At 61.5% G+C, this 13,589-nt stretch carries 14 protein-coding genes and 1 other RNA gene; 9 read left to right on the top strand and 6 right to left on the bottom strand.

Translation table 11 applies throughout. The annotated features are described in order from the left end of the window. Window positions 1-147 precede the first annotated feature (147 nt). On the top strand, window positions 148-984 hold the full coding sequence (gene ypfJ / locus PGB28_RS14400) for a KPN_02809 family neutral zinc metallopeptidase (protein ID WP_271422219.1): 837 nt from the start codon (window positions 148-150) through the stop codon (window positions 982-984). Window positions 985-1,277: 293 nt separating this feature from the next. On the opposite strand, the gene ffs is transcribed toward ypfJ, so the two are convergent. Continuing rightward, an RNA gene (ffs, locus tag PGB28_RS14395) (signal recognition particle sRNA small type) lies at window positions 1,278-1,374 on the bottom strand. Between the two features lie 85 nt (window positions 1,375-1,459). Here ffs and nudC point away from each other — a divergent pair. The 3 genes from nudC to PGB28_RS14380 all read left to right on the top strand — a co-directional run bounded on the left by nudC (window position 1,460) and on the right by PGB28_RS14380 (window position 3,792). Then, entirely contained in the window at window positions 1,460-2,422 is a 963-nt protein-coding gene (gene nudC, locus PGB28_RS14390; RefSeq protein ID WP_271422218.1) for an NAD(+) diphosphatase, read from the top strand. 39 nt (window positions 2,423-2,461) lie between these two features. Next, window positions 2,462-2,926, top strand: coding sequence for an SRPBCC family protein (locus PGB28_RS14385; protein ID WP_271422217.1), 465 nt, complete (start codon window positions 2,462-2,464; stop codon window positions 2,924-2,926). A gap of 62 nt (window positions 2,927-2,988) precedes the next feature. Beyond that, on the top strand, window positions 2,989-3,792 hold the full coding sequence (locus PGB28_RS14380) for a DUF4198 domain-containing protein (RefSeq protein ID WP_271422216.1): 804 nt from the start codon (window positions 2,989-2,991) through the stop codon (window positions 3,790-3,792). A 6-nt stretch (window positions 3,793-3,798) separates the two neighbouring features. Here the strand turns inward: PGB28_RS14380 and PGB28_RS14375 are convergent, their stop codons facing one another. The 4 genes from PGB28_RS14375 to PGB28_RS14360 all read right to left on the bottom strand — a co-directional run bounded on the left by PGB28_RS14375 (window position 3,799) and on the right by PGB28_RS14360 (window position 6,260). After that, complete coding sequence (locus tag PGB28_RS14375) at window positions 3,799-4,371, bottom strand: cob(I)yrinic acid a,c-diamide adenosyltransferase (protein WP_271422215.1); 573 nt, start codon at window positions 4,369-4,371, stop codon at window positions 3,799-3,801. 1 nt (window position 4,372) lies between these two features. Continuing rightward, window positions 4,373-4,576 carry a twin transmembrane helix small protein gene (locus PGB28_RS14370; protein ID WP_271422214.1) on the bottom strand — a complete coding sequence of 68 codons (204 nt, stop codon included), beginning with the start codon at window positions 4,574-4,576 and terminating at the stop codon, window positions 4,373-4,375. Between the two features lie 86 nt (window positions 4,577-4,662). After that, on the bottom strand, window positions 4,663-5,490 hold the full coding sequence (locus PGB28_RS14365) for an SDR family NAD(P)-dependent oxidoreductase (protein WP_271422213.1): 828 nt from the start codon (window positions 5,488-5,490) through the stop codon (window positions 4,663-4,665). A gap of 158 nt (window positions 5,491-5,648) precedes the next feature. After that, on the bottom strand, window positions 5,649-6,260 hold the full coding sequence (locus PGB28_RS14360; RefSeq protein WP_271422212.1) for an SH3 domain-containing protein: 612 nt from the start codon (window positions 6,258-6,260) through the stop codon (window positions 5,649-5,651). A 169-nt stretch (window positions 6,261-6,429) separates the two neighbouring features. On the opposite strand from PGB28_RS14360, the gene PGB28_RS14355 reads away from it, so the two are divergent. From PGB28_RS14355 to PGB28_RS14345, 3 genes are all read left to right on the top strand, one after another. Further along, window positions 6,430-8,736 (top strand): DNA topoisomerase IV subunit A, encoded by a 2,307-nt coding sequence (locus PGB28_RS14355; protein WP_271422211.1) that lies wholly within the window; start codon window positions 6,430-6,432, stop codon window positions 8,734-8,736. An 88-nt stretch (window positions 8,737-8,824) separates the two neighbouring features. Then, window positions 8,825-10,144 (top strand): YjgN family protein, encoded by a 1,320-nt coding sequence (locus PGB28_RS14350; protein ID WP_271422210.1) that lies wholly within the window; start codon window positions 8,825-8,827, stop codon window positions 10,142-10,144. Next, on the top strand, window positions 10,141-11,262 hold the full coding sequence (locus PGB28_RS14345; RefSeq protein WP_271422209.1) for a M48 family metallopeptidase: 1,122 nt from the start codon (window positions 10,141-10,143) through the stop codon (window positions 11,260-11,262). Before PGB28_RS14350 ends, PGB28_RS14345 begins: the two co-directional genes overlap by 4 nt. A gap of 33 nt (window positions 11,263-11,295) precedes the next feature. Here the strand turns inward: PGB28_RS14345 and PGB28_RS14340 are convergent, their stop codons facing one another. Continuing rightward, window positions 11,296-12,663 (bottom strand): cytochrome P450, encoded by a 1,368-nt coding sequence (locus PGB28_RS14340; protein ID WP_271422208.1) that lies wholly within the window; start codon window positions 12,661-12,663, stop codon window positions 11,296-11,298. A gap of 117 nt (window positions 12,664-12,780) precedes the next feature. On the opposite strand from PGB28_RS14340, the gene PGB28_RS14335 reads away from it, so the two are divergent. Together PGB28_RS14335 and PGB28_RS14330 are read left to right on the top strand one after the other, a co-directional pair. Then, the gene (locus PGB28_RS14335) at window positions 12,781-13,380 is read left to right on the top strand and encodes a hypothetical protein (RefSeq protein WP_271422207.1); all 600 of its coding nucleotides are present in this window, start codon (window positions 12,781-12,783) and stop codon (window positions 13,378-13,380) included. Between the two features lie 90 nt (window positions 13,381-13,470). Further along, on the top strand, window positions 13,471-13,589 hold a 119-nt coding region (locus tag PGB28_RS14330), incomplete at its 3' end, for a GTP-binding protein (protein ID WP_271421187.1).

Raw genomic sequence — 13,589 nt, 5'->3', positions numbered from 1 at the left:
GCCTCTCCTGTCGCAAGCAACCTATGCCGTCACCGGGCAGAGGTCCAGCCAAAGGGCGCGCTACGTGACGCCGCGACCGCACGTTTGCCCCTTGCCCAATCCCCTGTCCTGCGCGCAAGCTGTCAATGTTACGAGTGGGAGGACAAAATGCGTCTCAGAGGTCGCCGCAGCAGCCGCAATATCGAAGATCGCCGCCGGTCGGGCGGTGCCAAAGCCGGTGGCATTGGCGGTGTCGGGCTGTTGATCGTATTGGCCATTGGCTATTTCGCCGGGATCGATGTCACGCCGCTTCTGGATCAGGCGAATGCGCCGCGCTCGGACGCCCCCCGCGAGCTTAGCGCAGAAGAGCAACAAGCGGCCGAGTTCACTTCGCGCGTATTGGCCACCACAGAAGATGTCTGGGCACAGGTTTTCCCCGAACAGGTCGGACGCGCTTATGAGCCGCCGGTTCTGGTACTCTATTCCGGTGTCACGCAATCACCTTGCGGCGGTGCGAGCGGCGCAACCGGTCCCTTTTACTGTCCCGCCGATGAAAAGGCCTATCTCGATACGGATTTCTTTGCCACGCTTTCACGCCAGTTGGGCGCGCGCGGGGATTTCGCAGCGGCTTATGTAATTGCCCACGAAGTCGCCCACCATGTGCAGAACGAACTGGGTATTCTCGGCAAGGTCAACAGCCTGCGCCAACAAGTATCACAGACCGAGGCCAATATGCTCACCGTGCGGCTGGAATTGCAGGCTGACTGCCTGTCCGGCGTCTGGGCCCGTCACGTGGGCAGTCTTCTGGAGCCCGGCGATCTGGAAGAGGCGCTGAACGCAGCGCGGATGATCGGCGATGATCACTTGCAGAAACGTGCGGGCCGTGTGCCGCAACCGCACACGTTTACGCACGGGACGTCCGAACAGCGCTCTCACTGGTTCGCGCGCGGCTATCAAAATGCACAGGTTGCCGATTGCGATACGTTCAGCGCGCGAAATTTGTAAAAAAGAACCCCCGGCACTGGGGGCCGGGGGCGATTTCAAACAGACACACTCGTTAACGCGGTTCTTGTTACCTAATCGCCGGGAGCGGTGCCGTTGCGGGGGCTGATTGCTTGGCCCCGATCCCGAGATTGCGACAGGTGATTGCCGTCATGTTCATTCAGGCCTTGGATCGCCTGTGTTCATGACTTCTATATGCGGGCTGGCGCGGCGCGCTGCATGGGGAAAAACCCTTGCGAATTCTCCCTGTCGGCCCGTGGGAGCCAAAAGCCAGGTCGCAAGTGTCAGGGGAATTGGGTGAGAGGCTGGACAACGACCCAAGCGGGGCTCGTTACGGCTGCTTCCTTCCGGACCTGACCGGGTTGGCGAGGCGCTTGCCCGCGCCAACCTCTCAACCTGCTATCTATGCGAAGCGTGTTCCCCTTGCAAGGGGGGCGCGCCCATGCGATTCCCGCTTTCGGAACGAGGGAGCAGGCGTATGAAACTGGCAGAAACCGTCACCTTCGGTGGCTCCGCACTGGACCGCGCCGCAGAGATTCGCGGCGATGCGGCCGCCATTGCCCGCGCGGATGCCGATACCGCGACCCGTGCCATCCTGCTTTGGCGGGGCAAACCACTGATTGACGCGGCGGACAGGTTGGTGCGCCTGCCGCTAGATCATTCAATCCTGCCTGAGTGCTCGAACGAACGAATCCTTCTGGGGCGCGACGATGGCGCGCTTTGCTTTGCCTATGACCTGTCAGCATGGACACCCGACAATCTGGATACCGAGGCGCTGGGGCAGTTCGTGGACCGGAGCGAACAGAGCCACCCGCTCTTGCAGGAGACACAGGTCTTTGCCGAATTGCGCGTGATCATGACGCGGCTCAGCCCGCGCGATGCGGAACTGGCGACAACGGCCAAGGCGATCCTGGGCTGGCATGAAAGCCATCGCTTCTGTTCGCGCTGCGGTGCTGAAAGCGCCATGGCGATGAGCGGCTGGGAACGGGCATGCGGCGCCTGCGGTGGCAAGCATTTCCCGCGCACGGACCCGGTGGTGATCATGCTGATCACCCATGGCAATTCCGTGCTCATGGGGCGCTCGCCCGGCTGGCCCGAGGGCATGTATTCCCTGCTTGCCGGTTTCGTGGAACCGGGTGAAACGCTCGAAGCCGCCGTGCGCCGCGAAGTGTATGAAGAGGCCGGTATCACCGTTGGAGCGGTCGAATACCTCGCCAGCCAGCCCTGGCCCTTCCCGTCGTCTTTGATGTTCGGATGCCGTGGCGATGCGATGACCCGTGACATCACCATTGATCCGCTGGAAATCGAAGATGCCCAATGGATCTCCCGCGAGGATATGGCCGCCGCTTTTGCAGGTGAACACCCCGGTATTCTGCCTGCGCGCAAGGGGGCGATTGCACATTTCCTGTTGCGCAACTGGCTTGCGGACACGCTGGATTGACGCGACACTGTTTGAAACAGGGCAATAACGGGCAGTCACATGGAATTCTCTGCGAAAGAAGACATCGAAGCACCAATTGAACAGGTCTTCGCCGTGATCACCGACTTCGACACCGTGGAGCGTCAGGCTTTGCGCCGTGGCATCAAGGTCACGCGTACCCACGATACCGGTGGCGAGGTCGGCACCGAATGGAGCGCCGGTTTCAAGTTTCGGGGCAAGGAGATGTCCGCCGACATCCGGCTGGCTGAACGGAATGCGCCGGAACTGCTCGTCTTTGCCGCCAAGGCCGGTGGGCTGGAGACCGGCATGAGCGCCGACCTGACCGCCCTGTCGCCGCGACGGACGCGCATGACCGTGACGGCGCATATGCAGCCCAAGACGCTGTCTGCGCGCCTTCTGGTGCAATCGCTGAAACTGGCCAAGGGGCGGGTCACGCGCAAATTCTCGGTCCGGGTGGCGCAATATGCCAAGTCGATCGAGGAACGTGCACGCGCCTCATCATGACGTGACTTGCCGACACCCGCGTCACCGCTAAGCTCATACGCAGGACGTATGAAAGGTTTTCCATGTTTCGACCTGCCGCGATATTTACCCTTGCCACGCTGTTCCCGGCAGCTGTGTCAGCCCATGAATTCTGGATAGACGCCAAGGCGTGGCAGGTCGCGCCGGACGCACCCATTGTGGCCGATATCCGCGTCGGCGAAGAGTTCAAGGGCAGCGCCTATTCCTATCTTCCTCCTCGATTCCGGCGATTTGACATCGTGCAGGGCGATGATGTTACAGCGGTAGAAGGCCGCGCGGGCGACCGTCCCGCGCTAAACATGGCTGCCCCGGCCGAGGGGTTGGCTGTGGTGGTGCATGTGACCAGCGACTACAGCCTGACCTATAGCGAATGGGACAAGTTCGTGAATTTCGCCACGCACAAGGACTGGGTGCCGCTGATCGAAGAACACGAGGCGCGCGGCCTGCCGGAGACCGGATTCCGGGAACGCTATTCACGCCATGGCAAAAGCCTGATCGCCGTGGGGGAAGGCACGGGCATGGACCGCGAGGTGGGCCTTGAAACCGAGATCGTGGCGCTGGCCAATCCCTACACCGATGACCTGAGCGGCGGCCTGCCGGTGCGCGTGCTTTACCAGGGTGCGCCGCGCGGCAACGCGCAGGTGGAACTGTTTGAAAAGGCCCCCGACGGATCGGTTGCCACCAGCCTGCATCGCACGGATGCCGATGGAATGGTGCAGTTCCCGGTCAAACCCGGCCATACCTATCTTGTGGATGCAGTGGTACTGCGCCCGCTGGAGCCAGTGGAAGAGAGCGACCCCGTCTGGGAATCGCTCTGGGCCTCGCTCACGTTTCAGGTGCCGGAATAAACCGTCTCAGCGGTTCGCGCCGGGCACCCAAAGCACGTCGTCCTTGCCATCATTGTTGGCAATTCGACCGGCAACAAAGAACCAATCCGACAGTCGGTTGAGATATTTCACCGCCTGAGGGTTGATCACTTCCATCGTCGCCAGTTCAACGGCCAGCCGCTCGGCCCGCCGCGCCACCGTCCGGCAAACATGCAGATGCGCCGACAGCGCAGAGCCACCGGGCAGGATGAAACTGCGCAACGGTTCCAGACGCGCATTCATGTCGTCGATCTCGCCCTCCAGCCGAGTGACCTGGGCCTCGATGATGCGCAGAGGCGGGTATTCCGCGTCGGCATCTTTTTCGATGTCCGGGCTACACATGTCCGCCCCCAGATCGAAGAGATCGTTCTGAATACGGGCCAGCATGGCATCCATGTCACCAGAGGCATGCAACCGCGCCACGCCCAGTGCCGCGTTCAGTTCGTCGGATGTGCCGTAGGCCGCGACCCGGGTCGAATGCTTGGCCACGCGCGTGCCATTGCCCAGCGCGGTTTCCCCGGCGTCGCCGGTTCTGGTGTAGATCTTGTTCAGGACAACCACGTCAGTTCCCTCCGCGCAGCCAGACAAACAGCAGGATCAGCACAACAGCAGCGAACTGTGCGATGATCCGCCAGCGCATGGCCTTGTTGGCGTATTTCTTGTTGAACTCCCCGCCCTTGGCAAAGCTTCCGATGCCAAACAGCAGGATACCGACAACGCCGACCATGAGGACGGCGATCAGGATGAAAAGCGGATCATTGGCCATGGTGCCTCCGTGGATTAGCCTTTGCCGTGATCTAGCGGTCGTTCCGGCAATTGCGACCTAACATTTCGACGCGGGGACGAACAGGGTCAGCCTTTGGCCAGGATCCAGTCCATCCAGGATGTCGGCACGATGTGCCGCAGCGTCCCGAACACATAGGTCGGCGTTGTGACGAAATACCGGGCGCGCGGGCTGGGGTCTTCAAGCGCGCGCCAGAGCTTTTCGGTGACCGCCTCGGGGAGAAGTTCAAACCGGTCCGGGCCGCGCTTGTCATAGAGTCGCTTGAGCAGGCGCGTCTCGTATTGCTCTGCCCGGGCTGAGCCGCGCCAGTCAATCCACCGCTCGAAATGCGGGATCGAGTTGACGCGGATCTTGGACGTCACCGGCCCCGGTTCGATCAGGATCACCTTAATGGGCGTGTCGCGCATCTCCAACCGCAGCGTGTCGGTCAGCCCCTCCATGGCGTATTTCGACGCCACATAAGCCCCACGCCAGGGCGCGGGCACCAGCCCCAGAACCGAGGAGCAATTGACGATCCGGCCATGCCCCTGCCCACGCATCACCGGGATGACCAGTCGTGTGAGGTCATGAACGCCGAAAACATTGGTTTCAAACAGCTCGGCCAATCCTTCGCGCGGCAGGTCCTCGACCGCGCCCGGCAGGGCATAGGCCCCGTTGTTGAACAGCGCATCCAGCGTCCCGCCTGTGGCCTCCAGCACCTCGGCCAGCCCTGTGCGAATGCTCTCGGGGTCGGCATAATCAATAAGTGGACTTTCAAATCCGGCGTCACGCAGCGCGGCGCAGTCGCGTTCCTTGCGGCACGAAGCAAACACGCGCCAACCGCGCCTGTTCAACCCTTCGGCGGCATCCCGGCCAATTCCGGACGAACATCCCGTGATCAAGATGGATTTGCGCACGCTTCACACTCCTCATTTGCGGCGGGTGTGCCGCCTGCGGTTGAGAAGTGCAAGGTGATTGGAGCACGTTCCGGGATTACTGCATCGCAAGCGGGCGTATTCGCGTTGGACCCAAGCCGGCAGGCAGCGCAGCAACCTTATTCGAACTTGAAAGTGCTTTAACCGTCCTTGGACAGAAGCCAATCCGCGGTCCAGCCGATTTTACCGCCGGGCACGATTTGCAACATGACCCAACCGTCGCCGGGCTCTTCCAGCACCATCACCGTTGTTCCGCGCGTAAGACGGCCCATCACATCAAATTCGGTACCCGGTCCGGACCGCAGGTTGACCCGGTCCCGCGCCACCGAACGCAGGTCGATACGCGCGCTCTGCTCCGGTTCGGCGGTGGGCTCCGGGGTCGGCTCCGGTTCGGGGGTCACCGCTGCAACGGTTTGTGCTGCCGCAGATTGGGGTGCGACCGGCAATGTCACCTTGACCCGATGCAAACTGGTTGTCGCAACCGGTTCGTATGCCGTCACCATTGCTGACTTTGTGGACAAAAGCGCCTCGAGCACGGCTTGTTCCAGCTGGTGATTGATATCATCGGACGCGGGTTTTTCAGCGAGGGTCGCAGTATCCGCAAGCGCCAAGCGCGTCACCTCAACGTCGGGGGCCGCGCTTAATGCGCCACCGCTTGCAAACTCCAGGCGCGGTTCATAGTCGGCCCCGCCGGACAACTCGTAAAAGGCGAAACCCAAAAAGCCAAAGGTCAGCAGAACATACTGTTTCATGAACCCCCCAAATCTTTAACAGCACACAGCAGCAACATTGCGCAGTGGTGTATGGATACCCGATTCGGCATGTAACGCTAAGGGTAAAGAGGCAAAGAATTTCCCCCGGCGCCCCTGTGATGGCATTCCTGCGCTTTACGGGGCTCAAAGCCAGCGCTACACAACATGCATGACCGACACGACCGACGACAACAATATCGGGCAGCATGACCTGTCAGAACCGCTCCGCCGCGCGCTGGGCGACCGCTACCTGACCTATGCGCTCAGTACGATCATGCACCGCGCTCTTCCGGATGCGCGCGACGGGCTGAAGCCTGTGCATCGTCGCATCTTGTATGCAATGCACCGGCTGCGGCTGGCCTCAAATGGCAAGTTCCTGAAATCGGCAAAGATCTCGGGCGACACGATGGGCGATTTCCACCCTCATGGTGACGCCGCGATCTATGACGCGATGGCGCGGCTGGCGCAGGATTTCGCCGTGCGTTACCCGCTGGTCGATGGTCAGGGCAATTTCGGCAATATCGACGGCGATAACCCCGCCGCCAGCCGCTATACCGAGGCGCGCATGACATTCGTTGCCGAGGCGATGCTGAACGGTCTGGACGAAAACGCTGTCGATTTCCGCGACAATTACGATGGGCGGCTGACCGAACCTGCGGTGCTGCCCGCCGAGTTTCCGAACCTTCTGGCCAATGGGGCCAGCGGCATCGCCGTGGGCATGGCGACGAATATTCCGCCGCACAATATCCCCGAACTCATCGACGCCTGCCTGCATCTGATCAAGACCCCGGATGCGCGCGACGAGACGCTGCTCAACTATGTGCCCGGCCCGGATTTCCCCACCGGCGGCGTGATTGTCGAGCCGCGCGAAAACATCGCCGAGGCCTATCGCACCGGGCGCGGCTCTTTCCGCCTGCGCTGCCGCTACGAGGTCGAGGAACTGGGGCGCGGCCAATGGCAGATCATCGTCACTGAAATTCCCTATCAGGTGCAGAAATCCAAGCTGATCGAAAAGATCGCGGAACTGATCCAGACCAAGAAAGTGCCGATCCTGGGCGATATCCGCGATGAAAGCGCCGATGACATCCGTATCGTGCTTGAGCCGCGCTCCAAGAATGTCGCGCCTGATGTGTTGATGGGCATGCTCTATCGCAATTCCGATCTGGAAGTGCGGTTCAGCCTCAATATGAACGTACTGATCGACGGGGTCACGCCCAAGGTCTGCTCGATGAAAGAGGTGCTGCACGCCTTCCTCGATTTCCGCCGGGAGGTTTTGCAACGCCGCTCCATCCACCGCATGGAAAAGATCGACCACCGGCTTGAGGTGCTCGAAGGCTTCATCATTGCCTTTCTCAATCTCGACCGGGTCATCGACATCATCCGCTATGATGACGAACCCAAGGCCGCGCTGATGCGCGAGGATTGGGGCCGCGATTTCGTGCGCGCCACGGATGAGAACGACTATGTCTCGCCCGCGCCCGGCGGCGAGGATGGGCTGAGCGAAGTGCAGGCCGAAGCGGTGCTGAACATGCGGCTGCGCGCCCTGCGGCGGCTTGAGGAAATGGCGCTGCTCAAGGAACGCGACGAGTTGATGGAAGAGCGCGCGGGGCTTGAGGACCTGCTGGAAAGCGACGACCTGCAATGGGGCCGGATTTCCGAGCAACTGCGCGAAGCCAAGAAAACCTTTGGCAAGGACTATGAATTTGGCGCGCGACGCACTGCTTTTGCCGAGGCGGGCGAGATCGAAGAGGTGCCGATCGAGGCGATGATCGACCGTGAGCCGATCACCGTGGTCTGTTCGCAGATGGGCTGGATCCGCGCCATGACCGGCCATATCGACCTGACTCGTGAATTGAAGTTCAAGGACGGAGACGGCCCGCGCTTTATCTTCCATGCCGAAACCACCGACCGGCTACTGGTGTTCGGCACGAACGGACGGTTTTACACTCTCTCCGCCGCCAACCTGCCCGGCGGGCGCGGCATGGGGGAACCGCTGCGCCTGATGGTGGACCTGCCCAACGAGGCCGAGATCGTAGACCTGTTTATCCACAAGCCCGACCGCAAGCTTCTGGTCGCGTCTTCGGCCGGGGATGGGTTCATCGTCCCCGAACAGGATGTGCTGGCGCAGACGCGCAGCGGTAAACAGGTCTTGAACGTGCGCGGCGATACCCGTGCCAAGATCTGCAAACCAGTCACCGGGAACGCGGTGGCCGTGGTTGGCGAGAACCGCAAAGTGCTGGTCTTCGCACTTGATGAATTGCCGGAAATGGGCCGGGGCAAGGGCGTGCGTCTGCAGAAATACAAGGATGGCGGATTGTCGGATGCCACGACATTCACGCTTGAAGACGGGTTGTCCTGGCTTGATCCGGCGGGGCGGACACGGACGGAAACGAACCTCGCGGAGTGGCAGGGCAAACGCGCGGGCACAGGGCGCATGGCGCCGCGCGGCTTCCCAAGGGACAATCGCTTTACCTGAGTCCCGGCTCTTTTGGCCGCGCAGTCATTGACAACCGCCGCATCGCGTTTTCCTTTTGTGGACCAAGACAAGACGGGAGCGGGGATCAATGACAAAGTTGTCAGCCTGGGACAGGGCGTCTCCCGGATCTGTTGATCATCAGCCAAGCGAAGTGGGCAACCACGCGCCGCAATCCGCCAATTCCGATTGGCCCCCGACCGGGTCCTACGCAGGGGCCGAACAGCCCGGAAAACTTCAAACCGAGTTCGTCGGCACCCGCTGGCCGCTGTTCTGGCTGGCGCTCAGGACCGGTGTGTTCACCGTACTGACGCTTGGCATTTACCGGTTCTGGATGAAAACGCGCCTGCGCCGCTGGTTCTGGTCGGCCACGCGGCCCGGCGGGACACCGCTGGAATATGTCGGCGACCCGTTCGAAAAGCTGCTGGGCTTCCTGATCGCGGTGGTGATCCTCGCCTTTTACATCGGGGTGGTGAACCTGCTTCTGATGTTTGCCAGCTTTTCGCTGTTTCAGCAGAATTTCACCGCCTACCTGATCAGCTTCCTTGGCGTGATCCCGCTCTGGTTTTATGCCACCTACCGCGCACGGCGCTACGTTCTGGCGCGCACGCGCTGGCGCGGGGTGCGGTTCGGGCTGGCCCCGGGTGCCTGGGGCTACACGTGGCGGGCCATGGTGCATTGGGCGATCACGCTCCTGAGCGCCGGCATCCTGTGGCCGCACATGACCTTCTGGCTGGAGAAGTACCGCACAGACCGCACGTGGTATGGCGATGCAAGGCTGGAGCAGGGCGGGCGCTGGACCATGCTCTACGTGGCGACAAAGCCGCTTTGGATTGCGGCAGCTTTTGCAGCCTGCGGGGTTTGGGCCGATCTGGCCGAGCACCCCGGAACGGCTGTCGTGCTGTTTGCCATGGCCGGGGTGATCGCGGTCTACGGGATCACGCATTACCGGGTCACAAGCCGCGCCATCCTTGCCAATCACAAACGGGCTGGCGGTGTCGGTTTGATCGCGACCCCAAGCGCGCCACGGATCTTTGGCATCGCCGCCTTTGGATATGCCGCCACTGCGGTGGTGCTTGCGCTGCCCGTCAGCGTGCTTTCCCTTGGCGTGGCCATCGTGCAATTCGCGCAAACCGATGTGATGGGTGATCTGGGCAATCTGGGGCGGTCCTTGTCCGATCTGCCGCAACTGCTTTTGATTGCCATCGGGATCGGGCTCTATTTCGCGATCTTCCTGCTCTGGTCAAGCTTCACCCATGTCTGGGTCACCATGCCGGTCTGGCGCCACTATGCCCGGCACCTCCAGATCACCAATCCCGAAAACCTGACCGCGATATCGCAACGCGCACGGGATGAGTTTGAAGAGGCCGAAGGTTTTGCCGAAGCGCTGGATGTGGGGGCCTCGATATGACAGTTATCCATGTCGGCCCCCGACCCGATCCGTTTCTTGCAACCGGTCTGTATTTCGATGGCGACACCGCTGTCGGACAAAAGACGGCTGTCTCGATGGACGAGGAGGCCGCAGCCCTTGTGATGACCGATGCCGACGCGACAAGGCGCTGGCCGCTGAGCGACATTCGCGTTCTGCCCGATCTGGCAGGCCGCGATCAGCTTGTGCTGCGGCTGCGCGACGAGGCGGTTGCCCGTTTGGTTCTGACCGATACCCGCATTCTCGCCCGCCTGCCCAACGCCTATCGGCGCGCGCCAACCGCGAAACGCGGACGGCTGTTGGGCTGGGCGGTCGCGGCGATTGCGTCGGTGGCGCTGATCATCACGGTTCTGGTGCCCACGATGGCCGACCAACTGGCCGATTACATCCCGCCGGAAGGCGAACGTGCGCTTGGAGAGACCACGCTCGATCAAATCCGGCAGGCGCTGGATGACAGCGGGATGGGCACGCCGGTGCCGCTGTGTTCCGATCCCGAAGGCGTGGCCGCTTTGGACAAGATGCAGGCGCGACTGACCGAGGCCCTACCTGCGCAAACGCCACTGACCGTGCATGTGCTGGATCACAGGATGCTCAACGCCTTTGCCCTGCCGGGCGGTTATGTGGTGTTTTTCAGCGGCTTGATCAAGGCTGCGGACACGCCCGAGGAAGTGGCGGCGGTCTTTGCGCATGAGATCGGCCATGTGATCAGCCGCGATCCAACGCGCCATGCGCTGCGCTCGGCCGGGTCGATCGGCGTGCTGGGGCTGTTGCTGGGCGATTTCGCTGGCGGGGCTGCCGTGTTGTTCCTGACCGAACAATTGATCCAGGCCAGCTATTCCCGCGACGCCGAGGCCGCGGCGGACGCGTTTGGCCAATCCTTGTTGATCCGTGCGGAAATCGACCCGTCGGCGATGGGCGTGTTCTTTCAACGGCTCAAAGATCGATATGGTGAGCGTGATGGGATACTGGAGCATTTCGCATCGCACCCGGCCTTGTCCGAGCGCATCTTGTCCGCTGATATCGCCCTGCCAGACGGGTTCACACCGCGCGCTGTCCTCAGCGATGAGGAATGGGCGGCACTGCAGAGCATGTGCGATTGAGCCGGTTCGATTTTCGTCGAAAAACCGACCGCGCTACACTGGTTCCGCTTGCAGCCAGACCCCGCCTTCGGGGCGCAGGGTGATGATCATGACAGGCTCCGGATCGCGCCCTTCGATCCGCGTAAAGCGGAACCGGGACAGCAGCGTTCCGAGGATGATCACCGCCTCCTGAATGGCAAAGCTCGCACCGATACAAATGCGCGGCCCGTCACCAAAGGGTAGGTAAGCGTAGCGTTGCACCGATTTTCGGTCGGCAAAGCGTTCGGGCCGGAACGCGTCCGGGTCGTCCCAGAGCAGATGATTGCGATGCAGCGCATAAATCGGCACCATTACCGTATCGCCCTTGCGGATCTCGCGACCGCAAAGCGTATCGGGAGCCTGTGCTGTACGCGATATGATGCCCGCCGGCGGATAAAGCCGCATCGCCTCTTCCACGACCTGCCGGATAAAGGGCAGGTTTGCCACATCCTCGCCCCGCACCGTCACGTCTTTGCAGACCTCGCGCAATTCGTCGCGCGCACGTTCCTGCACATCCATATCAAAAGCGCATAGATACAGCGCCCAACTCAGCGCCAGCGCCGTTGTCTCATGGCCCGCCACGATAAAGGTCAGGAGATTGTCGCGCAGCTCCGAGACATTCATCTTACGCTTCGTCTCGGGGTCCTCACCTGCCAGCAACAGATCGAGCAGGTCCGGCACCGCGCCCTCCCGCTCGCGCGCGGCGCGGGCTTCGATGGCGCTGTCAGCGACGGTTTTCATCTCGCGCACTGCCTTGCCCGATACCAGCCGCCCCGGACGCGGCACCCAATCGGGAAACCCCAGAAGATCGAACAGGGATACCTTGCCCGCGGCGTCGATATAATTGTCGATGGCGCGATGCACCCCTTCGCGGTCAAACGCCCCGTCACCGGAAAAAGTCACATCCGATATGACGTCAAAGGTCGTGGCCACCATGTCCTCATGAAGGTTCACCGCCTGTCTGCCGGCGCGTGCAATCCGCTCTGCACTGCGCTCCGCCGCCGCGCTCATGATCGGGGCAAGGTTCATGACATTGCGATGCGAAAACACCGGTGCGGCGGCCCGGCGCTGCCAGCGCCAATGCGCGCCTTCGGCAATGAACAGCGAATCGCCGATCGCCGGGCGCAGCAGGTTCTTGGTCACCAGCGATTTGGGATAATCGTCCACCCGGTCCAGCAACATGGTGCGGATCGCTTCGGGGTCCATCACCATGTGCCAGCGCGTGCCGGTCTTGCCCGACACCATGGGTTGCCGCGTGGCTATCTCCGGGATGATGGATAACAGGTTACGCCGCGCCGCACGCAGGCTTTCAAGCAGGCCCATGGGCGTGTTGACCAAGGGCGTATGCACCGGAAGATCGGCCGGAAGCGCTGTGTCGGGCATGTCTGTGCTCCTTCTTCTACCATGATATAAGCAGCCCTGAGCTCGAGGCAATTGCGCCGCATGACCGACTGGGCTAGGTAAAGCTCCTGTGATTGACCTTGAGACCGGACCCTTGCCATGCGCATCTTGCTTGCTTTGCTGACAGTTCTTTCCCTTGTGGCCTGCACAAATGGCCGGGATCTGGACCAGCCGCCGGAACCGCTGGGTGACTTCAAGCTGGCGCATTCCGTGGTCATTGCGCCGAATCTGGTCAAAGGGCCCCTGTCCCGCGACGCCACCAAGGAGGAATGGACCGCCGCTGTCGACAAGGCGCTTGAGGATCGCTTCCGCCGCTATGAAGGTGAGCGGCTCTACCATTTCGGCATTTCGGTCGAGGGTTATGTGCTTGCCCAGGTCGGCGTGCCGCTGGTGCTGCAACCGAAATCCGTGCTCATTTACCGTGTGACTGTCTGGGACGACGAAAAGGGCATCAAGCTGAACGAAGAGCCGATGGAAATCACGGTGATGGAATCCTTTTCCGCCGAGACCATCGCAGGATCGGGTCTGACCCAGACCAAGGAAGAGCAGATGGAGAATCTCGCCATCAATGCCGCCAAGCAGCTTGAGCTCTGGCTCTCGCGTCAGGTCAAGGAACGCAACTGGTTCTCGCCCGAGGCAGAGGTGATCAAGGCCGATGAAGAAAACATGAAGATCAAGAAGGTCGTAACCTCCAACTGAGCCTTGATTTCCGGTCGGAAACACAATATCTCGCGCGCGATGTGAAACGGGCCAATTCCGGTCCCCCAAAAGCATGAGGCGCCTGAAGATATGGCAAAGGAAAAGTTTGAGCGTTCCAAACCGCACGTGAACATCGGCACGATTGGTCACGTTGACCACGGCAAGACGACGCTGACGGCGGCGATCACCAAGCAATTTGGTGACTTCAA

The sequence above is a fragment of the Primorskyibacter aestuariivivens genome (assembly GCF_028023675.1).
Taxonomy (GTDB): Bacteria; Pseudomonadota; Alphaproteobacteria; order Rhodobacterales; family Rhodobacteraceae; genus Marinovum; species Marinovum aestuariivivens.
The sequence above is the reverse complement of the archived record's forward strand: the minus strand, read 5'-3'. Positions and strand labels throughout refer to the sequence as shown.

Coding starts and splice junctions, on each gene's coding strand:
- PGB28_RS14340 (WP_271422208.1), bottom strand. CDS start 12,663: ATGCCCGACACAGCGCTTCCGGCCGATCTTCCGGTGCATACGCCCTTG.
- PGB28_RS14355 (WP_271422211.1), top strand. CDS start 6,430: ATGACCGACACGACCGACGACAACAATATCGGGCAGCATGACCTGTCA.
- PGB28_RS14345 (WP_271422209.1), top strand. CDS start 10,141: ATGACAGTTATCCATGTCGGCCCCCGACCCGATCCGTTTCTTGCAACC.
- PGB28_RS14335 (WP_271422207.1), top strand. CDS start 12,781: ATGCGCATCTTGCTTGCTTTGCTGACAGTTCTTTCCCTTGTGGCCTGC.
- PGB28_RS14380 (WP_271422216.1), top strand. CDS start 2,989: ATGTTTCGACCTGCCGCGATATTTACCCTTGCCACGCTGTTCCCGGCA.
- PGB28_RS14360 (WP_271422212.1), bottom strand. CDS start 6,260: ATGAAACAGTATGTTCTGCTGACCTTTGGCTTTTTGGGTTTCGCCTTT.
- PGB28_RS14350 (WP_271422210.1), top strand. CDS start 8,825: ATGACAAAGTTGTCAGCCTGGGACAGGGCGTCTCCCGGATCTGTTGAT.
- PGB28_RS14385 (WP_271422217.1), top strand. CDS start 2,462: ATGGAATTCTCTGCGAAAGAAGACATCGAAGCACCAATTGAACAGGTC.
- ypfJ (WP_271422219.1), top strand. CDS start 148: ATGCGTCTCAGAGGTCGCCGCAGCAGCCGCAATATCGAAGATCGCCGC.
- PGB28_RS14370 (WP_271422214.1), bottom strand. CDS start 4,576: ATGGCCAATGATCCGCTTTTCATCCTGATCGCCGTCCTCATGGTCGGC.
- nudC (WP_271422218.1), top strand. CDS start 1,460: ATGAAACTGGCAGAAACCGTCACCTTCGGTGGCTCCGCACTGGACCGC.